Annotated in this window: 21 protein-coding genes; 9 read left to right on the forward strand and 12 right to left on the reverse strand. The window is 63.8% G+C overall.

Annotated elements, in window-relative coordinates; genetic code table 11:
- Window positions 1-6: 6 nt before the first annotated feature.
- Together NHH73_24255 and NHH73_24260 are read right to left on the reverse strand one after the other, a co-directional pair.
- Entirely contained in the window at window positions 7-531 is a 525-nt protein-coding gene (locus tag NHH73_24255) for a hypothetical protein (protein USX29695.1), read from the reverse strand.
- A 2-nt stretch (window positions 532-533) separates the two neighbouring features.
- On the reverse strand, window positions 534-719 hold the full coding sequence (locus tag NHH73_24260; protein ID USX25658.1) for a hypothetical protein: 186 nt from the start codon (window positions 717-719) through the stop codon (window positions 534-536).
- Window positions 720-925: 206 nt separating this feature from the next.
- On the opposite strand from NHH73_24260, the gene NHH73_24265 reads away from it, so the two are divergent.
- On the forward strand, window positions 926-2,320 hold the full coding sequence (locus tag NHH73_24265) for a DUF2807 domain-containing protein (protein ID USX25659.1): 1,395 nt from the start codon (window positions 926-928) through the stop codon (window positions 2,318-2,320).
- Between the two features lie 9 nt (window positions 2,321-2,329).
- On the opposite strand, the gene NHH73_24270 is transcribed toward NHH73_24265, so the two are convergent.
- The gene (locus NHH73_24270) at window positions 2,330-2,596 is read right to left on the reverse strand and encodes a hypothetical protein (GenBank protein USX25660.1); all 267 of its coding nucleotides are present in this window, start codon (window positions 2,594-2,596) and stop codon (window positions 2,330-2,332) included.
- A 296-nt stretch (window positions 2,597-2,892) separates the two neighbouring features.
- Here NHH73_24270 and NHH73_24275 point away from each other — a divergent pair, with 296 nt between their 5' ends.
- The 7 genes from NHH73_24275 (at window position 2,893) to NHH73_24305 (ending at window position 11,022) form a co-directional block, all read left to right on the forward strand.
- Window positions 2,893-3,786 (forward strand): ATPase, encoded by an 894-nt coding sequence (locus NHH73_24275; GenBank protein ID USX25661.1) that lies wholly within the window; start codon window positions 2,893-2,895, stop codon window positions 3,784-3,786.
- Window positions 3,787-3,858: 72 nt separating this feature from the next.
- The gene (locus NHH73_24280) at window positions 3,859-4,536 is read left to right on the forward strand and encodes a GntR family transcriptional regulator (protein USX29696.1); all 678 of its coding nucleotides are present in this window, start codon (window positions 3,859-3,861) and stop codon (window positions 4,534-4,536) included.
- Window positions 4,533-5,630, forward strand: coding sequence for an N-acetylglucosamine-6-phosphate deacetylase (nagA, locus tag NHH73_24285; GenBank protein ID USX25662.1), 1,098 nt, complete (start codon window positions 4,533-4,535; stop codon window positions 5,628-5,630). Before NHH73_24280 ends, nagA begins: the two co-directional genes overlap by 4 nt.
- A 5-nt stretch (window positions 5,631-5,635) precedes the next feature.
- On the forward strand, window positions 5,636-6,649 hold the full coding sequence (locus NHH73_24290) for an SIS domain-containing protein (protein USX29697.1): 1,014 nt from the start codon (window positions 5,636-5,638) through the stop codon (window positions 6,647-6,649).
- An 18-nt stretch (window positions 6,650-6,667) separates the two neighbouring features.
- Window positions 6,668-8,173 (forward strand): beta-N-acetylhexosaminidase, encoded by a 1,506-nt coding sequence (gene nagZ / locus NHH73_24295; GenBank protein ID USX25663.1) that lies wholly within the window; start codon window positions 6,668-6,670, stop codon window positions 8,171-8,173.
- Between the two features lie 18 nt (window positions 8,174-8,191).
- Window positions 8,192-9,514 (forward strand): MFS transporter, encoded by a 1,323-nt coding sequence (locus NHH73_24300; protein ID USX25664.1) that lies wholly within the window; start codon window positions 8,192-8,194, stop codon window positions 9,512-9,514.
- 203 nt (window positions 9,515-9,717) lie between these two features.
- Complete coding sequence (locus NHH73_24305; protein USX25665.1) at window positions 9,718-11,022, forward strand: hypothetical protein; 1,305 nt, start codon at window positions 9,718-9,720, stop codon at window positions 11,020-11,022.
- Window positions 11,023-11,084: 62 nt separating this feature from the next.
- On the opposite strand, the gene NHH73_24310 is transcribed toward NHH73_24305, so the two are convergent.
- The 5 genes from NHH73_24310 to NHH73_24330 all read right to left on the reverse strand — a co-directional run bounded on the left by NHH73_24310 (window position 11,085) and on the right by NHH73_24330 (window position 17,417).
- Window positions 11,085-11,798 (reverse strand): hypothetical protein, encoded by a 714-nt coding sequence (locus NHH73_24310; protein ID USX25666.1) that lies wholly within the window; start codon window positions 11,796-11,798, stop codon window positions 11,085-11,087.
- A gap of 134 nt (window positions 11,799-11,932) precedes the next feature.
- Entirely contained in the window at window positions 11,933-13,225 is a 1,293-nt protein-coding gene (locus tag NHH73_24315) for a glycoside hydrolase family 18 protein (GenBank protein ID USX25667.1), read from the reverse strand.
- Window positions 13,226-13,241: 16 nt separating this feature from the next.
- On the reverse strand, window positions 13,242-14,267 hold the full coding sequence (locus tag NHH73_24320) for a cupin-like domain-containing protein (GenBank protein ID USX25668.1): 1,026 nt from the start codon (window positions 14,265-14,267) through the stop codon (window positions 13,242-13,244).
- A 78-nt stretch (window positions 14,268-14,345) separates the two neighbouring features.
- Window positions 14,346-17,240: a TonB-dependent receptor gene (locus NHH73_24325; GenBank protein USX25669.1), complete on the reverse strand. Its 2,895-nt coding sequence runs from the start codon at window positions 17,238-17,240 to the stop codon at window positions 14,346-14,348.
- Window positions 17,241-17,417: a hypothetical protein gene (locus NHH73_24330; protein ID USX25670.1), complete on the reverse strand. Its 177-nt coding sequence runs from the start codon at window positions 17,415-17,417 to the stop codon at window positions 17,241-17,243.
- Between the two features lie 203 nt (window positions 17,418-17,620).
- Here NHH73_24330 and NHH73_24335 point away from each other — a divergent pair, with 203 nt between their 5' ends.
- Window positions 17,621-18,361 (forward strand): GntR family transcriptional regulator, encoded by a 741-nt coding sequence (locus NHH73_24335; GenBank protein USX25671.1) that lies wholly within the window; start codon window positions 17,621-17,623, stop codon window positions 18,359-18,361.
- 5 nt (window positions 18,362-18,366) lie between these two features.
- Here the strand turns inward: NHH73_24335 and NHH73_24340 are convergent, their stop codons facing one another.
- From NHH73_24340 to NHH73_24355, 4 genes are all read right to left on the reverse strand, one after another.
- Window positions 18,367-19,290 carry an NAD(P)/FAD-dependent oxidoreductase gene (locus NHH73_24340; protein USX25672.1) on the reverse strand — a complete coding sequence of 308 codons (924 nt, stop codon included), beginning with the start codon at window positions 19,288-19,290 and terminating at the stop codon, window positions 18,367-18,369.
- The gene (locus NHH73_24345; GenBank protein ID USX25673.1) at window positions 19,265-19,729 is read right to left on the reverse strand and encodes an Rrf2 family transcriptional regulator; all 465 of its coding nucleotides are present in this window, start codon (window positions 19,727-19,729) and stop codon (window positions 19,265-19,267) included. Before NHH73_24345 ends, NHH73_24340 begins: the two co-directional genes overlap by 26 nt.
- A 143-nt stretch (window positions 19,730-19,872) precedes the next feature.
- Entirely contained in the window at window positions 19,873-22,656 is a 2,784-nt protein-coding gene (locus tag NHH73_24350) for an insulinase family protein (protein USX25674.1), read from the reverse strand.
- A 98-nt stretch (window positions 22,657-22,754) separates the two neighbouring features.
- A complete protein-coding gene (locus NHH73_24355) occupies window positions 22,755-23,087 on the reverse strand; it encodes a DUF3579 domain-containing protein (protein ID USX25675.1) in 333 nt (110 codons plus the stop codon).
- Window positions 23,088-23,202: the final 115 nt, after the last annotated feature.

A 23,202-nucleotide genomic window follows, 5' to 3' on the forward strand; every position in this document is an offset into this window, starting at 1 on the left:
CGTGCCCTATTTTAGCCGCTGGCGCACGGCAGGCGGCTGCACCGGCGGCAAGGGCTTGTACTTCGCGCAGTAAATCTTGGATTTGGTATCGAAATAAACGATGCGGCTGGCCGGCTTGGCCTCGCGCACCGGAAAGGCCGACGTGTCGATTCTCGCATAATGCAAGCCGACCTGGGCGATGATCGCCTTCTCCAGCTCCTCGGGCGTGGCCTCGGCCACGGCGCCGACGAAGATATAGGTGCTGGTATCGTCGCTAACCATCACCTCGGAGACCGGCGTGCCCCACAGGTTGGCGCCCTCGGTCTTGAACCAGAAGGCGCCGCCGTCGTGCTTGTAGGCCGGGCCGAAGGCCTTGAGCAGGTAATCGTAGTAATAGAAATTGGCGGTCTGGTCGCGGCACAGCAGGCCATTGCCGATGACGGTGCCGAAGGTGGTGGGCACCGCTTGCGCCAGGGCGGCGCCGGAAACCAGCATGGCGGATGCCGCCAGCGCGCAAACCCCGGCGCGGCGCGGCAGTGAAGAAAACATCATCATTAAAGTTTCGATAACCAGGAGCGGTTGGCGCTGATACGCGCCTTGGCGGTGGCCGGCAACGCCTCGTAGCATCCCGGGTACTGCTTCAAGGCCGCCTCCCGGATTTCCTTCTGTAAGCCATTGATTAAGAACACATATAGCACCGAACCGTCGTCCGTGTTTTTTGTCCCCATGTATTTAATCATATGCGCCCCCGCTTCCTTTTCCCCGCTCGAGCATCAATAACCCGATTATGACATTATCGGCGCCCGCGACGGCAAGTTGAATCGCAGTTCAGCGCCGCTTTTTTGCCGTTGATCCCATTATTCCGCGCATCCGTCCCATTCCGCGCGCCGCATGCTTGCTTTTGTCATATCGTTCATTCCTCGCCACTTCCACCATCGAGATAAAAATGACGCAGACGATCAAACACCAGGCGCTGGCCTGCACCATCCTGGCGGCCGCCATCGCTGGCGGCTACGCCCAGGCCGATAGCAAGTCCGAGAGCAAGGCTGACAGCAAGGCTGACAGCAGGCCTGACAACGGCAGCGCCACCGAGACCCGCACCGTCGCGCCGTTCACCAGCATCAACCTGAGCGGCCCGTTCCGCGTGATCGTCACCAACCAGGCCGGCAACGGCATCGAACTGTCCGGCCCGCGCAAGAAATTCGCCGACATCGAAACCACGGTCAGCGGCGACACGCTCACCGTGCGGCAGCCGCGCAAAAAGAGCAGCGGCTGGGTCTTCAACTTTAACTGGAACAGCGACTACAAGTCGCAGGTCACGATACGAATCAACGCCGCCACCCTGAAAAGCCTGCGCAGCGGCGGCAGCGGCGACGTCGATCTGCAACAATTCCAGGGCCAGGCGCTCAGTTTGACGTCGGACGGCGCCGGCGACATCCACGCCAGCGGCATGGTGACGGACCTGACGGTCACCTCCTCCGGCAGCGGCGACCTCGACTTGCGCAGCTTGAAGGCGGGCAGCCTGAACGTGGTCTCGAACGGTCCCGGCGACATCAACGCGGCCGGCGTCACGCAGGATCTGAACATCTCGGTCAACGGGCCGGGCGACCTCGACATCGGCGACATCAACGCCGGCAAGATCAACACAGCGATGCACGGGCCGGGTTCGGTCACGTTGCGCGGCAACGCCCGCGAAATCCGCGCCGAGGTGGCCGGCCCGGGCGACCTCGACGCCTGCGCACTGAACACGGAAGCGGCCAGCGCCATGCTGCACGGCCCGGGCGACGCCTGCATCGCCGGCAACATCAAGAAACTCGACGCCGAAGTCCACGGCTCGGGCGACCTGACGGTGCGCGGCCTGCAGGCGCAAACGGTGCGCGCCATCCTCAGCGGACCGGGCAACATGACCTTGTCGGGGGCGACGGCAATGCTGAGCGCGGAAGTGAGCGGCCCCGGCGACCTGGACGCAAAAACGCTGCAGGTCGGCCGCGCGGTGGCGCGCAGCCGCGGGCCGGGCAATATTCATTTGAACAGGGTCAGCGAAACGCTGGAAGCGGAAGTGGGCGGCCCGGGCGACCTGACGGCGACGGCCGACTGCAAGAGCGTGCGGCTGAACATGCACGGCCCGGGCGAGGTCAAGCTCGACGGCAAAACCGCGACCCTGACCGCGCAGCTGAGCGGCTCGGGCAACCTGAATGCACGCCAGTTGTGGACCGGCCAAGCCGACGTCATCGTGCGCGGCCCCGGCAACGCGGTGGTCAACGTCAACGGCAAAACGGCGGAACCATCGCGGCTGGTGACGTACGAGCGCACCGGCACCCGCGACAAAGCCAACAATTAACCCAAGGCTTTAGTCGAAGCAGAGGCGCTTCTTGGTGGCGGCAATCAGCTTGTCGTCATACGGATGCAGGTTCTCGACGAACAACAGCTCCGTCTCGTCCGGCTCTTCCAGGCACATTTCAATCATCATCGGCCCGTCTTCCATGCGGCCCAAAAAGTGCGATGGCCAGCGATTCTTGCGGTGCGTCTTCAGCACTTCCATTCCCAGCTTGGCCAACGGCGCCTTCACGCCCGCAGCCAACGCTTCGCGCTGCCAGTCGTCCCAATAGTCAGTCATTTGTCTTACCTTTAAATATCTTAACAAAGCGGAATTGTACTCCTTCCGCCATCCTCCCTACCAAAACCAGACCAAAGTGGCATGCACTGCCGCCCAGCTCGCCAGCTTACCCCGGCTCGTCAATTCCCATTAAAAACAAATAGTTACCGATAAATACCAACTCGACAACCCCAGTCCACTTCAATATTTTATAATACCAGTTAAATACCTGTTGACAAGCTGGTTGGGCAACCATATAGTGCCCTCAACCACCCCGGCCCGGCCGGATTTCCCAGCGACAGCGTTTTCGGATACCCATGATCGAATTTTTAATCGGCGTCGACGGCGGCGGCAGCGGCACCAGGGTTCGCCTGGCGCGCACCGACGGCGTCGAACTGGCCAACGGCACCAGCGGCCCCTCGGCCCTGTCGCACGGCATCGCCGGCGCCTGGGCCGCCGTCGAGGACGCCTCAGCGCAAGCGTTCGCCGCCGCAGGCCTGGATTTCCCGGCCAGATCGTCCATCGCGATCGGCCTCGGCATGGCCGGCGTGCATAACCGCCAGTGGGCCGCCGAATTCGTCGCCGCCAATCCCGGCTATGCGCGCCTGGCGCTGGAGTCGGACGGCCACACCACCGTGCTGGGCGCCCACGCCGGCCAGCCGGGTGCCATCATCGCGCTGGGCACCGGCAGCGTCGGCGAGGTCAAACCGGTCCGCGGCCCGCATGTCGAAGTGAGCGGCTGGGGCTTCCCGGCCGGCGACGAGGCCAGCGGCGCCTGGATGGGACTGCGCGCGGCCAACCACCTGCAGCAAGTGCTCGACGGCCGCAAGCCGGACGACGCCTTCGCCGCCGATGTCGCGCAGGCCTGCGGCGCAGCCGAAGGCGCGGACCTCGCGCAGACGCGCCTGTCGGTCCAGCAATGGCTGGCCAAGGCCACGCAGACCCAATACGCGCAGTTGGCGCGCGCGGTGCTGCGCCATGGCGAATCGAATCCCACAGCGCGCGCCATCCTGCTCGAAGCGGGACGCGAAGTGGAACGCATGGCCGACGCGCTCGATCCAAGCGGCACGCTGCCGATCGCGCTGTGCGGCGGTCTCGGTGCGCCGCTGCGCCCCTACCTGCCGGCGGCGGTCCTGGCGCGCAGCGTGACGCCGCAAGGCGATTCGGCGGCCGGTGCGCTGCGGCTGATCCAACAACGATTGAAGGAGTAGCCCGTGCTGGCCCAGTCGAGCGAACAGCTGAAAGACTTCGAACCGGACGCCGGCAGCGACACGCCGTTGTACATGCAGCTGGCGAACAAGCTGTCGGACGGTATCGTCAACGGCGAGTGGCGCGCCAACGAGGCGCTGCCCTCCGAGCGCGTGCTGTCGGAGATGCTGAATATCTCGCGCGTCACCGCCCGCAAGGCGATCGACATGCTGTGCGAGCGCGGCATGCTGACCCGCAAACGCGGCTCGGGCACCTACATCACGCCGAAACTGGAACAGCCCTTGTCGCGCCTGACCAGCTTTTCCGAGGAACTGCGCGAGCGCGGTTTCAATGCCGGCTCGCGCTGGCTGCAACGCGACATCGGCGTGGCCTCGCCGGTGGAGGTGCTGTCGCTCGGCCTCTCGCCCAACATGCCGGTGGCGCGACTGAAGCGATTGCGCACCGCCGACGATGTGGTGATGGCGATCGAAACGACCACCATCCCGGCCCAGTACATGCCTAACCCCCACAGCGTGACCGATTCGCTGTACGGCTACCTGGAATCGAAGGGCACGATCCCGATGCGCGCGCTGCAGCATATCCGCGCCGTCAACGCCAGCGCGGAACAGGCGCGCCTGGCCAACATACCTGCGGGTGCCGCGATGCTGCACATCACCCGCGTCAGTTATCTCGACAACGGCGCAGCGGTGGAACTGACCCACTCGTATTGCCGAAGTGATTATTATGAATTCGTAGCGGAGTCGCGCAGATGAGCAGTGCAATCAAAGGTAATATCCTCACGTCGGCGGGCTGGATCCGTGGCGAAGTCACATTCGACCAGCGCGTGCTCGCCATCACCGGCGGCGGCATCGATCCGGCCCTCAACGCCGACGACTACATCATCCCCGGCTTCATCGACCTGCACGTGCACGGCGGCGGCGGCAGGGACGTGATGGAAGGCGGCGACGCGGTCCGCACCATCGCCGCCATCCACGCGCGGCACGGCACCACCAGCATGCTGGCGACCACCATGACGGCGCCGCCGGAGGATATCGACCTCGCCCTGGCCGGCATCGGCAAGGCCGCCGCCCAGCGCGGCAAAGGCGAAGCGCGGGTGCTCGGCGCCCACCTCGAAGGCCCGTACATCAACTCCGGCAAGCTCGGTGCGCAGCCCAACTACGCGCGCTCGGCCAAGCTGGCCGACGTCGAGCGGCTCGAAACGCTGGCGCCCTTAAAACTGATCACCGTGGCGCCGGAAATCGACGGCCACCTGGAACTGGTCAAGGAATTGTCGGACGCCGGCATGCGGGTGCAGATCGGCCACACGCTGGGCTCCTACGAGGACGGCAAGGCGGCGCTGGAAAACGGCGCCCACGGCTTCACCCACCTGTTCAACGCCATGACCGGCCTGCACCACCGCGAGCCCGGCATGGTCGGCGCGGCGCTGGCGCACGCGCAGTACGCGGAACTGATACCGGACCTGCTGCACGTGCACCCGGGCGCCATCAAGACCGCGCTGCGCTGCATTCCGCGCCTGTACTGCGTCACCGATTCCACCTCCGCCACCGGCATGCCGGACGGCGAATATATGCTGGGCCGCCAGGTCGTCCACAAGTGCATGGGCGGCGTGCGCCTGCCTGATGGCACCCTTGCCGGCAGCACCCTCACCATGGACCAGGCGCTGCGCAACCTGGTCGGACTCGGCCTCGATCTGGCGGATGCCTCGGCACGGGTCTCGACGTATGCGGCCGACTATCTCGGCCTGCAAGAGCGGGGCCGCGTGGCCCCCGGCGCCTACGCCGACCTCGTGGTGCTCGACCGTGACCTGAACCTCAAAGCCGTTTATATCGAAGGAGAACTGTTGTGACCTCAATGATGTTGAAAGAAGCCTTGTCCGCCGCTGATTGCGTGGCCCTGCAACTGGCCCACGATGGCGACCGTTACGCGGAGCTGGGCGAAAAATTGAGGAGCACCTCGTTCACGACCGCGCTGACCATCGCGCGCGGTTCGTCGGACCACGCCTGCGCCTACGCCGCCTACCTGATCATGGCGCGCCTGGGCCGCGTGGTGGCGTCGCTGCCGATGTCGCTGGTGACGTTGAACAAATCGCCGCTGATCACCCGCGACACCCTGGCGATCTCGATCTCGCAATCGGGCCAGAGCCCGGACGTGGTCGAGCCGATCAAATACTTCCGCGACGGCGGCGCCACCACCATCGCGCTGGTCAACGACATCGATTCGCCGCTGGCGCACGCCGCCGAATGGGCGATGCCGCTGCGCGCCGGCAAAGAGCAAAGCGTGGCCGCGACCAAGAGCTTCATCACCAGCCTGGTGGCCGGCGCGCGCCTGGTGGCCGCGTGGCAGAACGATCCGGAGCTGCAAGCCGGCCTCGAAGCGCTGCCCGATTCGCTGCGCGCCGCCACCACCGAAGACTGGTCCGCAGCGCTGGAAGTGCTGGCGCCAGCCCGCAACATCATGGTGGTCGGTCGCGGCATCAGCTTCCCGGTCGCGCTGGAAGCGTCGTTGAAGTTCAAGGAAACCTCGGCGCTGCAGGCGGAAGCGTTCAGCGGCGCGGAGATCAAGCACGGCCCGATGGCGCTGATCGAGGAAGGCTACCCGCTGGTGATCTTCGCCACGCGTGGCCCGACCCAGGCAAGCCTGCTGCAACTGGCCAGCGAGATGCGCGGGCGTGGCGCGCGCGTGCTGCTGGCCGCCCCGGCCGACGTGGCCGAGCGTGACCTGACCTTGCCGGTGGCGGCGACGCCGGACCTCGATCCGATCGTGGCGATCCAGGCCTTCTACGTGATGGCGGCAAAACTGTCGGCCGCGCGCGGCATGGACCCGGACGCACCGCGCCATCTGAGCAAAGTCACCAAAACAAATTAAGCACGCCGGAGCACCCCAATGACCGACCAAACAAACAAGACTCACGACGAGTTGCGGAAAATCGCGGGCCAACTGATCATGATCCGCTTCCCCGGCACGGTGCTGGACGCGGCCACCGCCGACTTCCTGAAGGCGAACGGCATCCGCGCCGTCTGCCTTTTCCGGGGCAACATGACCGACTCGGAACAATTGGGCAAGCTGACCGCCGACCTGCGCGCGGTCATGGGCCCGGAATCGCTGATCGCCATCGACCAGGAAGGCGGCGCCGTGGTCCGCTCGACCTGGGTGCCGGCGCCGCCGGCGGCGATGGGCCTGGGCGCGGCCGACGACACCGACCTGGCCCACCGCACCGGCGCCGCCGTGGCGCGCGCCGTCAAGGCGCTGGGCTTCAACTGGAACTTCGCGCCGGTGCTGGACCTGAACAACAACCCGCACAACCCGGTGATCGCCGAGCGCTCCTTCGGCGCCGAGCCGCAACGCGCCGCCGAACTGGCGATGGCCTGGATGGCCGGCAGCCACGCGGAAGGCGTGGCCTGCTGCGTCAAGCACTTCCCCGGCCACGGCGACACCAACATCGATTCGCACCGCGACCTGCCGACCGTGGACAAGCCGGTGGAGGAACTGGACCGCCTGGAACTGGCGCCGTTCCGCATCGCCTCTGCCTCGGCCCCGGCGATGATGACCGCGCACATCGTCTATCCGACCCTGGACCCGGACAATCCGGCCACGATGTCGCGCCGCATCCTCACCGGCCTGCTGCGCGACGAATGGCAGTACAAGGGCATCGTCATCACCGACGGCATGGACATGCACGCGATCGCCGGGCGCTATGGCGTGGGCAACGCGGCGGTGCGCGCGCTCACCGCCGGCGCCGACATGGTGATGGCGCTCGGCACCCCGGAAACCCAGGACGAGACGCTCAATTCCATCGCGGCGGCGCTGGCCTCGGGCGAGCTGACCGCGCAAGACGTCCAGCAACGCCTCGACCGCCTGTCGGCGCTGGCGCTGGCCTATCCATGCAAACCGCGCTCGTACAAGGAAGACGCGGCCGACCGCGACGTGATGGCCGAAGGCTGGTGCCGCGCGCTGACGGCCTACCGCCAGCCGGATCGTCCGGCCAACGGCGCAAAGGTGCGCCTGGTGGTGCGCCAGGACGTGGTCAGCGACGGCGTCTCGGAAGCCGGCGTGCCGGCGGAAACGGTGGCCGCGTCGCTGCGCCGCCTGTACGACGTCGAACTGGTGACCTTCGCCGACGCCGACGCCTTCGACTGGAGCGCGCTGCCCGACGACGGCCGCTTCACGATGCTGGCCTCGACCTCGCGCCTGCGCTACGGCGAGCATGCGCGCGCCACCTGGCGCCCGGACCTGCACCTGGCGCTGTGGAATCCGTACCAGGCGCTCGACATCCAGGCGCCGGCGCTGATGACCTACGGCTTCGCCAAGCCGGCGCTGGACGCGGTCAACCTGTGGCTGGCCGACCAGCTGCCCGCCACCGGCCGCGCGCCGGTGCCGGGCTTCGAGTAAAAATCATCCGGGGACGACGTGGACAACAACAAAGAAGACACCCGCAAGCAAACCATCCGCAACCCGAAGTTCTGGGTGCCCAGCCTCTATCTGGCGCAAGGCCTGCCGTTCTTCGCGGTGGCCATCGTCGCCAACCAGATGTTAAAGAGCATGGGCATGCCCAATAGCGAAATCAATCGCTGGACCGCGTTGATCGGCTTCGCGTGGGTCTTCAAACCGTTGTGGAGTCCCTTCCTGGAGCTGGCCAGCAGCAAAAAACTGATCGTGGTCACCTTCCAGATCTTCGGCGGCGTATGCCTCGGCGGCGTCGCGCTGGCGCTGCACGCGCCGTTCTGGTTCGCCGCGTGCATGGCGATGCTTGCGCTGGTGGCCATTTCGGCGGCCACGCACGATATCGCCTGCGACGGCCTGTATATCACCAGCCTCGATGAAAAAGGCCAGGCGCAATACGCCGGCTGGACCGGCACCTTCTTCAACGCCGGCAAATTCCTCACCACCGGCGGGCTGCTGGTGCTGGCCGGGCACTTCGAGCAAACCGTCGGCGTGGTGCCCGCGTGGACCATCTGCTTCCTCATCCTGGCCGCGGTCATGGTCGGCCTCGGGCTTTACAACAGCTGGGCGCTGCCGCAGTCGAAAAACGCGGTGAGCACCGGCACCAACGCCGCCGCCATCGCCCGCACGCTGTGGGAAGTGATCGTCGAATTCTTTAAAAAGCCTGGCATCTGGGTCTCCATCCTGTTCATCATCCTGTTCCGCGCCGGCGAGGCGCAGGTGCAATCGATCGGTCCCTTGTTTCTGCGCGAGGCGCGCCACCTCGGCGGCCTTGGCCTCAGCACGGCCGAAGTGGGCGCCGTCTACGGCACCGTGGGCACGGTGGCCTTCCTGGTCGGCAGCATCGCCGGCGGCTACTTCACCTCGTGGCTAAGCCTCAAGCGCGCCATCCTGTGGCTGATCCTCGCGGTCAACCTGCCCAACGCCGCCTTCTACCTGCTGTCCTACTTCCAGCCGACCGAGCTGGCGGTGATCGGTGCGGCGCTCAGCGTCGAGATGTTCGGCTACGGCTTCGGCTTCGTCGGCCTGATTCTGTACATGATGCAGGTGGTCGCGCCGGGCAAATATCAGACCGCGCATTACGCCTTCGCGACCGGCATCATGCAGCTCGGGTTTGTCTTGTTCAAACTATTCAGCGGCGACATCCAGATCGCGCTCGGCTACCAGCACTTCTTCATCTGGGTGATGCTGTGCGCGATCCCGGTCGCCGTCCTGTCGCAGATCATTCCGATGGCCGCGCGCGCGCAGCCGGAGCCGGAGCCGGTGGTTGCGCGACCAGCGCACGGTTGACGCACCCTTGAATTAAGCGCATCAACCATGATTTATGTAACAATACGTTGGTTTGACCGGCAGGCTCTTTTACTTCCCATAAAGGGATCGTAGAATGTGCGGTTTGCCGGATCGCGCGCAGCGCGGCCCTGAACATAACTCCAATAGCGACGGCATGGCGTTTCTGCGCCGGCCATCTTATGTCTTTGATTGAAGGATTAAACATGTCCCATATTCGTCTCGCTCGTATTAGTCTGATCCTGGCCGCCATCGGCCTGAACGCGGTACCGGCCATGCTGGGCGTGACCGCAGCCCACGCGCAGGACAAGGAAAAAGCCGCCGCCGAAGCGCCGAAGGATACGGTTCGTCCGGAGATCTTCAAGTTGATCGACCCGGCGCAAACCAAGCCGCTGCTCGATGCCAAGAACTACCAGGAATACCAGACCCGCATCGACACCGCCGCCGCCGCGCCCAACCTGACTCCATACGAGACGTTTGTGCTGAACCAGATGCGCGTGCAACTGGGCCAGGCCTCCGGCAACAATGAACTGACCCTGAAGGCGCTGGAGGCGATGATCGATTCGGGCCGCCTGAAGCAGGAAGACAAACTGCGCTTCATCGACGCCGTCGCCGGCATCTACTACAGCTCCATCAAGGACTACGACAAGGCGATCACCTGGTTCAACCGCTACGGCACCGAATCGGGCGACAACGCCAAGCAGCGCCAGTACATCGTGCGTTCGTACTTCCTGAAGAACGACTTCGCCACCGCCAAGACCGAAGTGCTGAAGGATATCGAAGCGGCGAAAAAAGCCGGCACCCCGCCGACCAAGGACGAACTCAATTTGCTGGGTAACGTCGGCATCAAGCTGAAAGACACCGAACTGTATCTGACGGCGATCGAAGAGCTGGTGCGCTACTACCCTTCGGAAGACTACTGGTTCGACCTGCTGAACCGCACGCGCGGCAAGAAGACCTACGCTCCGCGCCTGGACCTGGACATGGCGCGTCTGAAAGGCGTCGCCGCGCCATCGAAGATGGAACCTGAGGACTACCTGGAACAGGCCGAGCTGGCCGTGCTGGGCGGCTTCTTCACCGAAGGTAAAATCGCGATGGACAAGGCTTATCCCGGCGCCATCCCGGCCGGCAAGGACAAAGCCGCGATCCAGAAGATCCGCGACAGCGCCAACAAGGGCGCGGCCGACGATGCGAAAAACATCGATTCGGGCGTCGCCGCCGCGCAGAAGTCGAAGGACGGCGTCGGCCTGGTCAACCTGGGCTACAACTACATCACCCTGGGCCAGTTCGACAAGGGTATCGACCTGATGAAGCAAGGTATCGCCAAAGGCGTGTCGAAGAATCCTGAAGATGCGAAACTGCGTCTGGGCTACGCGCTGGCGATGGCCGGCAAGAAGGACGAATCGATCAAGGTACTGGAAACCGTCACCGGCAACGACGGCCGTGGCGACCTGGCGCGCTACTGGATCATGTATCAGAACAAACCAGCGGCTGCCGCAGCTGCCAAGTAAGCGCAGCGCGATGTCATCAATGCCGGCTTGAAGCCGGCATTTTTTTGCGTTTGATTTTTTGCTTACGCCTTAAGGTTGCGTCGCTTGAGGGTAGCGCCAAGCATGAGCAAACCGGCCGCCATCGTCAGGTAGCTCTCCGGCTCCGGGACCGCAGCGGCAAACTGCGTGCCGAGATCGAATCGCAGCTTGTCGACGGTGACGTAGGCGTCCCAGTTTTCGGCGGTGCTGATTTCAGCGATGTTGATCAGGCCAAGCGTGTGGTAAAGGCCAGTGGCGCCGGCGACAGCATAGCCGCTGTAGCTGCCGGAGGTGTTGAAGTCCCCCCTTGGGTTGACACGCGCCTCAACGTGGTTATCGAAGCCGCCAACAACGGTCGGATAAAAATGATTATCCACGCCAGAAACGGTACCAGGGTACAAAAAGGTGTTGAGACGGATAATGGCGCCGGCGTCCGGCGCGCCGGACGTGCTGCTGCTCGGCCATTGCATCGTTCCCTCGACACCGATCGTCATTGCCCCGTTCAACAAATAGCCAGATTGCGACACCGCGTAGATTTGGAAATAGTCGCTGCGGTAGGCGGAGGGAAAGCCCACTTCCGAATGCATGACAATGTCGAACTCCACCTGGTTGCCAATCACCGTCGGCGGACGATACGCGTACGTGTCGTAGTAATAATCGACGCCGTCGCCATGCGCAACCGAATACGCCGCGTGGGCCGATATCGCCACCCAGAACAGCATGCAAAACGCGAGCAATCTTGCTGACAACTTATTCATAATTCCTCCAATGAAGTGCGACCTTCAACGCGGCGACATGACAAGGAAATTATAAATAAAGTATTTTCAAATAAGTATTATTGAATTTATTAAAATCTATTTAAGCAACACCTTGCAAGATGCTCCCCGCGTGTTCAACGTTTCATCTCAGACGACAGCGTTTGCAGCAGTTGATGCTCGCCATCGGCGGCCAACTCCCAGAACATCGCTCCGCGCAGCTTCTTCGCCTTGATGAAGCGCGCCTTACCTTTCAGCGACTCCTGGTCCTCGTACGTGATCCAGATCTTTTCCTTCGCGTTATGCAGGTACGGCACCTTGGCCGCAGCGTTCCAATACCGCTTGTAGCCGTTTCCACCCTCGAAGGTGGGCGTCAAAATCCCCTGCTTTAGCAGATGGCTGAAGCCATACGCATTGCCGCCACCGGCGCTGCCGGTCGCGCCGCCTTCGCATAGCTGATACTGCCCATCGCCCGCAGGACCCGGCGCGCAACCCTTCCACCCATACCCGTAAAACGGCACGCCCATCACCAGCTTGTCCGCCGGGATGCCGGCGTCCAGATAGCGCTGCACCGACGCCTCCGCGTACAAACCTTTGGAGGTCACCGGATCTTTCGGATCGCCGCTCAGCGCCGCCAAATGCCCGGTGGTTTTCTCCCAAGGCGCGTGGTAGTCGTAGGTCATGATGTTGATCCAGTCGAGGCTTTGCGCCAGCTCCTTCATCCATCCGCTGCCCGCCGCGCCGTCGTTGACGAAGTTGGCGTTCGCGCCCGACGCGATGGTGATGCTGTAATGCTTGCCGTCCTTGTTGCCGGCCGCGTCGAAGGCGGTGCGCAGCTCGCGCACCAGCTTGACGTAGTTCGGCTTGTCCTGCGGCCGCGCGCACACCCTGCCCGCCACGCACGGCACGCCAACCTCGGTCGGGTACTCCCAGTCGATGTCGATGCCATCCAGAGCGTAGCGGCGCATCAGCTTCACCGACGAGGCGACAAAATTGGCGCGGGCGGCGGGCGAATCGGCGACGTCGGAAAACCGGTTCGACCAATTCCAGCCGCCGACCGACACCACCACCTTGAACTTGGGATGCTGCTTCTTCAACGCCACCAATGCGCGCAGGTTGGCGCCGTCCGAGACGGCGTTGCCAAACACCAGCGCGCCGTTGGCCGACACCGGATCGCCGGCCGCGTCCTGGCAAGATGCCTCGTCATTGATGGACGGCTCCGGGTTGCCATGTTTTCCGTCCCAGCATACGTCGATGAACGCGTACAGCGCCATCGTCAATTTGTCGGCGCCGACGTTGACGGCGGTGACAGGATACGTCGCCGATTTCCAGCCGGGGTAGTAGCCGATCACTTCATCGGCCGTTGCGGACGATGACGAAAAAGCTGCGATGACAGCTGCCGCGAACACTGCGCCGGCGTGTAGTTTCATGGTGTCTCCAGTAGGATTATTTTTGTAGCTGCGCGATCAAGACGTCCTTGAAGCGGCGCACCTCTTCGGGCGACATCGCGCCCAGCGCCCCGCGCCGCTGTTCGGGAATATGTTCCAGCCGCTGCGGATCGGGATTGAAAACAAAATGTTCGAAGACCGCCCGCCAAGCCTGCAGCACTTGCGGCTCCAGATCCTTCATGTTCAGCAGGCAGTGCATCAACGCGTTCGATGGCGACATGCTGCGGTCATTCGCGGTGTGCGAGCCGCCCCACCAGTAGTTGACCAGGATATTCAGTTGGCCGATCGATTCGACCTGGTGCCACCAGATCGCTGGAATGTAGATTGCATCGCCCGGCTCCAGCTCGGCCACCTGGGCCGCCGCCAGCGCATCACGAAAGCGCGGATATTTGTCGAAGTCCGGTTGCGCGCGCGAGGCCATGCTGATCGGCGCGCCAGCCGGCGTGTAATCGAGCGGGCCGACATACAGGTTGCCGACCTGCTCGGGCGGGAACAAGGTGAAACGCCGCCGGCCGCTGACGCAGGCCGCGATGTTCTGCGCCTCGTCGAAGTGGGCCGGCACCGTGATGTGATTGCCCAGCCAGATGCGCGGCTGCACTTCCGCCCCCAGCAACGGTATCCGGTTCTCCGCTAAAAAGCCCGGCAGGCATTCGGCGATGACCGCGCTTTGCGCCGCCAGCGCCGGAGCGCGTGCGCCGGCCGGCAGATAGCGCATCAACTGATCGATGATGCTCGATATCGGCAGGCGGTTGCGCACGAAGCTGAAGGCGCTGACGTCGTCGCTGTACGTCACCAGGCCTTGCGCGGCGGGCGGCGTCATGATGGCGTTGACATCGACGCCGCTATCGAAGGATTTGAGGTAACCGCCCACCGCCTGCGGCGACGCCAGCGCCTTGGCGACGACGGGCCAGTCGCGCACCACGCCGCGCATCACGGCGGGGCGGTGCAGCGGCAGTATCTGCTCATGGAAGACGCGGGCGTCGACATCGCGCCACTCGGGTATCGGTTGCGGAATTGGGTGCATCGGCAAAGTATAGCGTTTAAAACCCGTGATGCAGCACCGCGCCCGCCCCTTTAACGGGGCGGACGCGGTCCGACCGGCTTAGTACTTCACGCGCATCGTCAGGAAGAACTGGCGACCGTTTTTGTAGACCGAACGTGGCTGGTCTTCGTTGAGCGCATAGTACTTCAGCTTCGGATCGTTCAGGTTACGCATGTCCAGCGAGAAGCCGATCTTCTCGCTGAATTTGTAACCCAGCGACGCGTTCAGGTAACCCATGCCGACCTGGTTGAACTCCGTGCCGCGATCCAGGCCCACGTACGAATCCGAACGGTAGCTGTACGTCAGGCGGGCGTTGAAACGCTCGTCCTCGTAGAACGCGCTGGCGTTGTAAGTGCGCTTCGACGAACCGAGCACCTTGGCGCCGCTGCTGTCGCTGGCGTTGGTGAAGGTGGCGTTACCGTCGATACCGAAGTAGCCGAACAGCGGCTGCTGATACGACAGCTCGATGCCCTTGACCTTGCCGGTGCTGTTGATCGGCGAAGAGATCAGGTACTGCGCATCGAAGCCGTTAGGATCGGTGACCTTGGTCGCCTCGGTGTAGGTGCGGTAGGTGCCCACACGGGTGCCCTGGCCGATGTAATTGGTCAGGTCCATGTAGTAGACACTGGCCGACACCAGCGAACGCGGTGCGAAGTAGTATTCCAGCGAGGCGTCGAAGTTGTTCGACGTGATGGGCTTCAGATCCGGATTACCGCCCGAACCGGAACCGACGCCGCCCTTGGCCGCCGGTGGCGTCAGGGTGAAGGTGCCGACCAGCGACGAGAAGTCCGGACGCGTCATGGTGCGCGACAGCGCGAAGCGGGCCACCAGATCCTTGCTCAGTTCCAGACGCAGGTTGGCGCTCGGCAGGTAGTCGTTGTAGGTGTGTTCGACGGTGGTCGGCTTGAAGATGCCGAACGCCGACGTGTAGACCACGCCCGGCTGGCCGGCCGGCGTATCGCCCGGCATGCCGACATTGCTGACGGCGCGTTCCTTGGTCTGCACATAGCGCACGCCGACGTTGCCGCTCCAGCCTTCGCCTTCGAAGTTACCCTGCACGTAGGCGGCGCGGTTCTTTTCCTTCAGGTTGAACTCATTGCCGAAGTCTTCACGCGTGCCGTCGGTGGCGCGGTTGGCGAACAGCTTGGAGAACGCCGCCAGCTGCTCGGCGGTGTAGCGGAAGATCCCGCGCGGGAAATTGCCACCCAGGCCGCTGGCGTAATTCGATGGATACGACGCGCCCGCGGCAGGCCAGTTGGCCGGGTTGTACGGCGAGTTGGCGCCGTTGATGCAGCTGTACTGGGTCGGCAGCGGCGCGGCCCAGAAGAAGCCAGGGCCGCCGGCGGCGTCGGTGCGGGTCGAGCAGGTCGGGCCCTGGCCGACGACGTTGTCCGAATAGCGATCGTGGTCGGCGCCGCGCACGCCGAACTTCAGCAGCTTGAGCGGACCGGCTTCGAGCTGGAAGTCGCTGTCCAGTTGCAGCCATTTTTCCTTGTCGGTGACGGTGACGTTCTGGTCGCCGAACATCCAGCTGAAGCCACTGGTGGCGTCGGTGCCGGGCGTGGCGGCCGGATTGTTATTGAAGGAGAAGTCGGCCGCCGTGCCGGTGCCGTTCAACTTGTACGAGGCGCCGGTGCCGGTGGCGCCGTTCCAGGCGATGACGTCCTGGACCGGGGTCTTGCCCTCGCCCTTCGAGCTGCCGGCCTTGCCGTAGAAGGTCAGGCTCTCGGAGGCGCGCCATTTCCCGTCCAGCGCGACGAACTTGGCGGTCGCTTCCGCGCCGGGACGCGAGATCTGGTCGTACTCGTTGTAGTTGGTGCCTGCCACCGGCGCGAAGTTCGCGCTGACCAGGGTCTTGACGCCGTTCTGGGTCTTGACCACATAGCCCGGCAGCGGCGCCTGGCCGTTGCCCTGGTTGATGATGGCGCCGCCGTTGAGCAGGTAGTTGTCGTTGGTGTTCGAGGCCTTCAAGGTCGAGCTGAAACCGGTCAGGTCGAAGTTCAGGTCGCGGCTCGGCTTGAATTGCAGGTCGATCAAACCGCCCTGGCGCTTACGCTCCTGCTGGAACAGCGAGGCGCCCAGGAAGCCGGGATAGTAGGCGTTGGCCAGGTCCGGATGGGCGAGCGCCATCGGGCTGCCAGGCAGAATCTTGTCGTAGGACAGCGCTTCCTGGCCATCGCGGCGCAGGTGGCGTTCTTCCGAGAACACTTGCAGCAAGGCGCCAAAGGTTTTCTGCTCGTTCTTCCAGTTCAGCAAAGCGCTGAATTGCGGATCGGTCTTTTTCGGCAGATCGGCGTACACCGCGCCCAGCGACACTTCGCCGGTGAAGTTCTCCTTGAATTCGAGCGGCTTGCGGCTGATGATGTTGACCGAGCCGGCCACGCCGCCCTCGACCAGGTTCGCTTCCGAGCTCTTGTGCACGACCACCGAACCGACCAGCTCCGACGGCACCAGCGTGTAGCTGACGCTGCGGCCGACCTGGGTGGTCTGGTTCAAAATGAACCAGTCGCCGGAGGCCACGTTGTGGCCGTTGAACAGGGTCTGGGTCAGGTTGGGATTGGTGCCGCGCATCGACACGCGGTCGTTCTCGTCGAAGCCGCCTTCGCTGGCGCCGGCGTTGCTGACGTTGACGCCGGGCACGCGCTGCAGGGAGTCGGCGACGTTTTTATCGGGCATCTTGCCGATGTCTTCGGCCGTGATCACCTCCAGGTGCGACTCCGCATTTTTCTTTTGGTTCAGCGACTGTTGCAGGGCCGCACGAATGCCCTGCACCTGGACGGTTTGCATTTCCTCGCCGTCCTTCTTGCCGGCGTCGGCCTGAGCCTGCGCCTGGGCCTGCGCTTGGGCCGACCACGACATGCCCAGCACCATCAGGCCCACCGCTGCGGCGATCGGCGTCAACTGCTCGACCGCGCTGCGTGGCATGTTCGTCTTACCTGGCAGATTCTCTTTCATTTACTCCCCCTTGATTGCGGCCTGTTTTTTTGGAAAGGCCCGTGCTGTTTTAACGTCGATCGTTTCGCCGGTCATCGCCGCCGCGATGTCATGCAGATCCCTTTTTACAACCTTATACAAAACCAATTCAACGCCAATATACCGCAGTACCAATACCAGAATACTACCAATTGCCATATTTTTTTCATATGTTGTGCGAAGTACACATACCAATTCCCTCTTCGTTGCAGGGGAGCATCTATAGGGCCGTGCGGTCCACAGTAAAACCAGTGTGATACCAGCACGCTGGTTCTTTTTGGTATTATCAAAACAGGTAAGACAACTACCGGGTAGAGACCAATTCACGGCGGCCCGGCCCGGGATGAGGGGAGACGAAACGGATGACACCGCTTGCAGAGATCATGCACACGCTGGGACAAGGCAGCAGCCAGCCGCTCTACCAGCGCCTTCAACGGGCGCTGCGCACGGCCATCGACCAGCGGGTGTTCGGGCCCGACGAAGCGCTGCCGGCCGAGCGGCACCTGGCGGCCGATCTGTCGATCTCTCGCATCACGGTCAGGAAAGCGATCGACGGCCTGGTCGACGAGGGACTGCTGGTGCGGCGGCCCGGTTCGGGCAACTTCATCAACACGCGGATCGAGAAGAATTTCGCCAAGCTGACATCGTTTTCGGAGGACATGCGGGCGCGCGGACGGACGCCGCGCAGCGTGTGGCTCAAGCGGTCCGAGGGGACGGTGACGCCGGAGGAGGCGCTCAGGCTGCGGCTCAGTCCCGGGGCTGCCGTGTACCGGTTTCACCGTATCCGGTATGCGGACGACATCCCGATGTGCATCGAGTACGCCACCGTCGTCGCGACCTGTTTGCCGTCGCTGGAGTCGGTGCAGGTGTCGATGTACGAGGCGCTGGAGCACGCGCACAACCGGCCGGTGCGCGCGCTGCAGCGATTGAGCGCGCTGCTGCTCGACGAGGAGCAGGCGGCGCTGCTCCAGGCCCGGGCCGGGGATGCGGGGTTGGCGGTGGAACGCTTGGGTTTTCTGCGCGACGGCCGCGCGGTGGAGTTTTGCCGCTCGTATTTTCGCGGCGATCTATACGATTTTGTGGCGGAGCTGAACGCGGCTTAGGCGATCTACGCCGCTGCGGCGGTCGCACCGAAGATCAGCGACTGGTGCGCCGACACGCCGGCGAGCGTTCCGTCGGCCGCCGCCAACGCCACATTGCCCGCCATGCGCGCCGCGTCGCCGCACGCGTACACGCCGGCGACGCTGGTCGCCTTCATCGCGTCGGTGCGCACATACATGCCCATCGGGCCCTGCTCCAGTTCACAGCCCAACTGCTCGGCCATCGGACTGCCGCTATGCATGCGGCTGACGACGAACAGACCTGCCATCTCCAACGCCCGCCCATCCTGCAATTCAACCGTCGCCTGCCCGGTGATCGCCTTGACCGGCGTGCGCTCGATTGCCACGCCGCGCTGCTCCAACGACGCCAACTGCTCCGCGTCCGGCTCGAAAGCGCCATTGAGTATCAACGTCACCTGCCCCCAATCGGGCAGCATCATCGCATGATGCATCGACAGCGGCCCGGTGGCCAGCACGCCGATGCGTCCCTCCATCAGCTCATAGCCATGGCAGTAAGGGCAGTGGAACACGGTGCCGCCCCAGCGCTCCGCCAAACCCGGCACCGGCGGCAGTTCGTCGACCACGCCGGTGGCCAGCACCAGACGCTGCGCGTTGTAGGCGGCGCCGTCCTGCAAGGTCACGCGGAAGCCCTGCTCCACCTTCTCCGCCCGCTGCGCCGAGCCTTCGATCCAGCGCACGGTCGGATACTTCATCACCTGCTCGCGGCCGTCGTTGGCGATGGCCGCCGCCTCGCGGCCATCGTGGCCGAGGAAGCCGTGCGAATGCCGCGCATAGCGGTTGCGGCGCTGGCCGGCGTCGATCACCAGGACGCGGCGGCGGGCGCGCGCCAGCTGCATCGCGGCGGACAGGCCGGCATAGCTGCCGCCGATGACGATGACGTCGAATTCAGTGCTCGGATGTGGGATGTGCATGGGAGGCTCCTTTGTGCTTGGCGTATCCGTCGTTGAAGCGGGCCGACAAATCGGCCAGCGTGACGTCCTTGAAACGCTCGATCAGCAAAGCCTCGGCCTCGTCGAAGGCGCTGGAAAGCGCGTCGTTGACGGCGCGCTCCACCAGGCACTCCGGTTGCTCGCTGCGGTTCCCCATCGCGAACACCGTGGGCGAACCGACCGCCTCGTAGATGTCGCGCAGGGTCACCTGGCGCAGGTTGCAGGTAATGGTCCAGCCGCCGCCGTGGCCCTTGTCAGAACCGACGTAGCCACGCTCGCGCAGGCCCGCCAGCACACGGCGCACCAGCACCGGATTGGTGCCCAGGAAGCCGGCCAGCTCGTCCGAGGTGAACGGCCGGTCGGCGTGCGCCATGTGCAGCAGCACGTGCAGGATGGAGGATAGTTTGCTGTCTCGTCTCATGTAACTAATGATAGTACATAATCCGGGGTCAGGTCCACCATTTCTACACGACCTCATGAGTTAGTCCGTCAAACCGGCAATTTTTCGGACCAACGGTCCAGCCCGTGTAGAAATGGCGGACCTGACCCCGGAGTTGCTTTTGGCTATTTTTTGGCTTTGGACTCGTCGCCGGCCACAATCACCGTCAGCTTGGCCGGGTCGATGGCTTTGCGGAAGGCGGCGTTGACTTGCGCCAGGGTGGCCGCTTTCAGCTTGTCCTCGTATTCCTTGCTCCAGCTGTAGGTGCGGTTCAGGTACAGGTTGCGCGTCCAGCCGGCGGCCAGCACTTCGTCCTTGGAGCGGTTCTGGATGCGCTGCTGCAGCAGCCCGGATTTGGCGCCCGCCAGTTCCGCCGCCGTGAAGCCTTCCTTCACCGCCCGGTCCAGTTCTTCCCTGATTGCCGCCCGCAGTTTTTTCAGGTTCTGCGGCGCGGCGATGGCGCTGACCTCGAAGCTGCCGGCGCGGTCGATTTCGCCCGCCTGCAAGCCGGTGCCGCCGCCATACGACAAGCCGTCCTTCTGGCGGATGCGGTCCATCAGCCGCGATTTCAATCCGCCGTCGCCGAAGATGTAGTTGGCCAGGTCCAGCAGCGGATAGTCAGGATCGTTGACATTCAAGTCGAGGTTCAGGCGCGCGGTGTAGAAGCCGTTTTCCTTTTCCGGCGCGTTGATCATTTTGACGATCGGCGGCTTGTCGGCGTTGACGCGGGTGATCGGCGCGTAGGAGACCTTGCTGTCCCAGCCCGAGAACACATCCTCGATGGTTTTGCTGACCACGGCCTTGTCAAAGTCGCCGACGACCGCGATCTCGCCATGACTGGCGCCGAAGTATTTGCGGTGGAAAGCCACCACGTCCTCCAGCTTGAGCGCTTTGACCTCCGCCAGTTGCTCGTCCACCGACGGCGTCGCGCGCACGTCGCCTTTCGGGTAAGGGTTGAAGTACCGGTCTATTTCCGTGCTGGCCAGCGACTGCGGTTCGTTGCGCGATGCTTCGATCCCGACCAGCCATTGCTGGCGCAACTGCTCGAACTCCGCCGCCGGGAAGCTGGCGTCCTTCACCACGTGCGCGGCCAGCCGCAGCGCCGCGTCCAGATTCGGACCGGTGGTTTCAAAGTTAAACGGGCCGCCGGAGATTTTCAGCTTGGCGAAGGCGTCGGACAATTGCTCGCGCGTGAACTTGTCGGTGCCGCGCATGAGCATCGCGGCGGCGGCGGCGGCGGCGACGTTGGTGTTGAACAGATTCTTCTCGTCGCCCCAGTGCAGCGACATGTTGACCGACACCGCCTCGCCGCGATTCTTCTTCGGCAGCAGCGCCACCCGCAGGCCGCCGATGGTCTTGATCTCGGTGCGGGCGTTGATGTTGTCCTGGCTCGGATCGAACACCTCGGACGTCAGCACGCTGTCCTTGCCCTTGAAGTCTTTCATCACCTCGGCCACGCTTGGCGCGGCCGGGATCTCGGCGCGCTGCGGATTGTCCTCGGGGATGAAGGTGCCGACGGTGCGGTTGTCGCGTTTCAGGTAGCGCGCGGCGGCGGCGCTGACCTGCTCCGCCGTGATCGTCGGCAGCTTGTCGCGGTCAAGGAACAGCAGGCGCCAGTCGCCCAGCGCGATCTCCTCGGACAAGGTCACGCCGACCTTTTGCGGATCGTTGAGCGACTTCTCGATGCCGTTGGCGACGTTGCGGCGCACGCGCTCCATTTCCTCGGCCGTCGGCGGCGTCTTGGCGAAGCCCTCCACCGTCGCGATCAGCGCGTCGCGCACCGGCTCCAGCGGCTCGCCGGCCTTAACCATGGCGCCGATCAATTGCAGCCCGGGCGCGTAGCCGGTCTGGGGGAAGCTGAACACCTGCGCCGCCTTGCCGGTTTCCACCAGCGCCTTGTGCAGGCGGCCGGTCGGCGTGTCGCCGAGGATCTCGGACATGAAACTGAGGGCGTCGCTATCCTCCTGCAGCGCGGACGGGATCTTGTAGCCGAGGACCAGCAGCTGCATGTCGCCCTTGCGGCGCACGACGAAACTGCGCTCGCCGTCCTGGGTCGGTTCGACCGTCCAGAATGGCGGCAGCACGCGCTTGGGTTTCGGGATCGCGCCGAACGATTTGCCGATCCACGCCAGCGTTTGCGCCGGATCGAATTTACCGGCCACCAGCAGCACCGCGTTGTCCGGCTGGTAGTAGGTGCGGTAGAACTTCTGCAGATTGTCGATCTTGACGTTTTCAATGTCGCTGCGGTTGCCGATGGTGTCGCGGCCGTAGCTATGCCAGTCGTAGGCGACGCTCTCCATGCGCTTGAGCAGGACGCCGAACGGGCTGTTCTCGCCGCTCTCGTACTCGTTGCGCACGACCGTCATTTCCGAGTCCAGGTCCTTGCGGGCGATGAAGGAGTTCACCATGCGGTCGGCTTCCATGTCGAGCGCCCACTTCAGGTTCTCGGGGCTGGCCTGGAACACCTCGTAGTAGTTGGTGCGGTCGAAGGAGGTGGTGCCGTTGAAGTCCATGCCGCGGTTGGCGAATTCCTGCGGGATGCTGCCGTTCTTCGGCGAGCCTTTGAACAGCATGTGTTCGAGCAGGTGGGCCATGCCGGTCTCGCCATAGTTCTCGTGGCGCGAGCCGACCAGGTAGGTGACATTGACAGTGACCGTCGGCTTGGAGGCGTCCGGGAACAGCAGCACTTTCAAGCCGTTGGGCAGCCGGTATTCGGTGATGCCTTCCACCGACGGTCCCTTGACCACGCCAGCCGGCAGTTTGATCGCGGCGGCGTTGGCCGGCGCGTTCGAGGTGGCGTTGGCCGTGGCAACTGCGGGCGCGCCCCAGGCGGTGCCGGTGGCGGCGAAGGACAGACCGCACAGCATCATGCTGGCGACGGCTGCGTGTTTCAAACGGCTGTTGTTCATGGTGTCTCGCTAAAAACGAATGAACAGGCAGCATAGCCCCACCCCGCTGACGTGGGTAGTGGCAAAAACGAAATTTTTCTGAGGGGAGACTTAAGTGCTTACTTCTCGGGGACCAGACAAGCGTCGACCATTTGCAGGTCGTTATCCTTGGCGAACGAGATCACGAAGTGGTACGCCAGCGGCTCCAGGCCGCGCAGCTTGCCGTTGACGACCACCGACTTGACGCCGTTGACCACCGTCGGCGTGACGTACGGCGAGAACTGCAGATGGGAGTCGCGTCCGCCGCCGTAGCCTTCCGGCTTGAAGCAGGACATCACGCCGCACAGCCGCTCGGCCCAGTCGCTGGGACGGAACTGCCTGCCATTGCTGGTGAGGCCAAGGATGAAGAACGATTCTTGCTGTTCTGCCGGTTTTTGAACTGACTCTGCCATGAGCGGGGGCTTGTGGGTAGATACTTGTTGGTAACAAGAATGCGTGGAAAGTCCCGGCGAGGTGCGCCGGGCGGATATCATTCTAGAAGAATCTTACGTATTATATCTTATAGAA

This window comes from Oxalobacteraceae bacterium OTU3CINTB1, assembly GCA_024123955.1.
Taxonomy (GTDB): Bacteria; Pseudomonadota; Gammaproteobacteria; order Burkholderiales; family Burkholderiaceae_D; genus Rugamonas.

Bases quoted from the DNA above. Each gene is read 5' to 3' on its own strand.
- NHH73_24255 (USX29695.1), bottom strand. From the start codon at position 531: ATGATGTTTTCTTCACTGCCGCGCCGCGCCGGGGTTTGCGCGCTGGCG.
- NHH73_24260 (USX25658.1), bottom strand. From the start codon at position 719: ATGATTAAATACATGGGGACAAAAAACACGGACGACGGTTCGGTGCTA.
- NHH73_24265 (USX25659.1), top strand. From the start codon at position 926: ATGACGCAGACGATCAAACACCAGGCGCTGGCCTGCACCATCCTGGCG.
- NHH73_24270 (USX25660.1), bottom strand. From the start codon at position 2,596: ATGACTGACTATTGGGACGACTGGCAGCGCGAAGCGTTGGCTGCGGGC.
- NHH73_24275 (USX25661.1), top strand. From the start codon at position 2,893: ATGATCGAATTTTTAATCGGCGTCGACGGCGGCGGCAGCGGCACCAGG.
- NHH73_24280 (USX29696.1), top strand. From the start codon at position 3,859: ATGCAGCTGGCGAACAAGCTGTCGGACGGTATCGTCAACGGCGAGTGG.
- nagA (USX25662.1), top strand. From the start codon at position 4,533: ATGAGCAGTGCAATCAAAGGTAATATCCTCACGTCGGCGGGCTGGATC.
- NHH73_24290 (USX29697.1), top strand. From the start codon at position 5,636: ATGATGTTGAAAGAAGCCTTGTCCGCCGCTGATTGCGTGGCCCTGCAA.
- nagZ (USX25663.1), top strand. From the start codon at position 6,668: ATGACCGACCAAACAAACAAGACTCACGACGAGTTGCGGAAAATCGCG.
- NHH73_24305 (USX25665.1), top strand. From the start codon at position 9,718: ATGTCCCATATTCGTCTCGCTCGTATTAGTCTGATCCTGGCCGCCATC.
- NHH73_24310 (USX25666.1), bottom strand. From the start codon at position 11,798: ATGAATAAGTTGTCAGCAAGATTGCTCGCGTTTTGCATGCTGTTCTGG.
- NHH73_24315 (USX25667.1), bottom strand. From the start codon at position 13,225: ATGAAACTACACGCCGGCGCAGTGTTCGCGGCAGCTGTCATCGCAGCT.
- NHH73_24320 (USX25668.1), bottom strand. From the start codon at position 14,267: ATGCACCCAATTCCGCAACCGATACCCGAGTGGCGCGATGTCGACGCC.
- NHH73_24325 (USX25669.1), bottom strand. From the start codon at position 17,240: ATGAAAGAGAATCTGCCAGGTAAGACGAACATGCCACGCAGCGCGGTC.
- NHH73_24330 (USX25670.1), bottom strand. From the start codon at position 17,417: ATGGCAATTGGTAGTATTCTGGTATTGGTACTGCGGTATATTGGCGTT.
- NHH73_24335 (USX25671.1), top strand. From the start codon at position 17,621: ATGACACCGCTTGCAGAGATCATGCACACGCTGGGACAAGGCAGCAGC.
- NHH73_24340 (USX25672.1), bottom strand. From the start codon at position 19,290: ATGCACATCCCACATCCGAGCACTGAATTCGACGTCATCGTCATCGGC.
- NHH73_24345 (USX25673.1), bottom strand. From the start codon at position 19,729: ATGAGACGAGACAGCAAACTATCCTCCATCCTGCACGTGCTGCTGCAC.
- NHH73_24350 (USX25674.1), bottom strand. From the start codon at position 22,656: ATGAACAACAGCCGTTTGAAACACGCAGCCGTCGCCAGCATGATGCTG.
- NHH73_24355 (USX25675.1), bottom strand. From the start codon at position 23,087: ATGGCAGAGTCAGTTCAAAAACCGGCAGAACAGCAAGAATCGTTCTTC.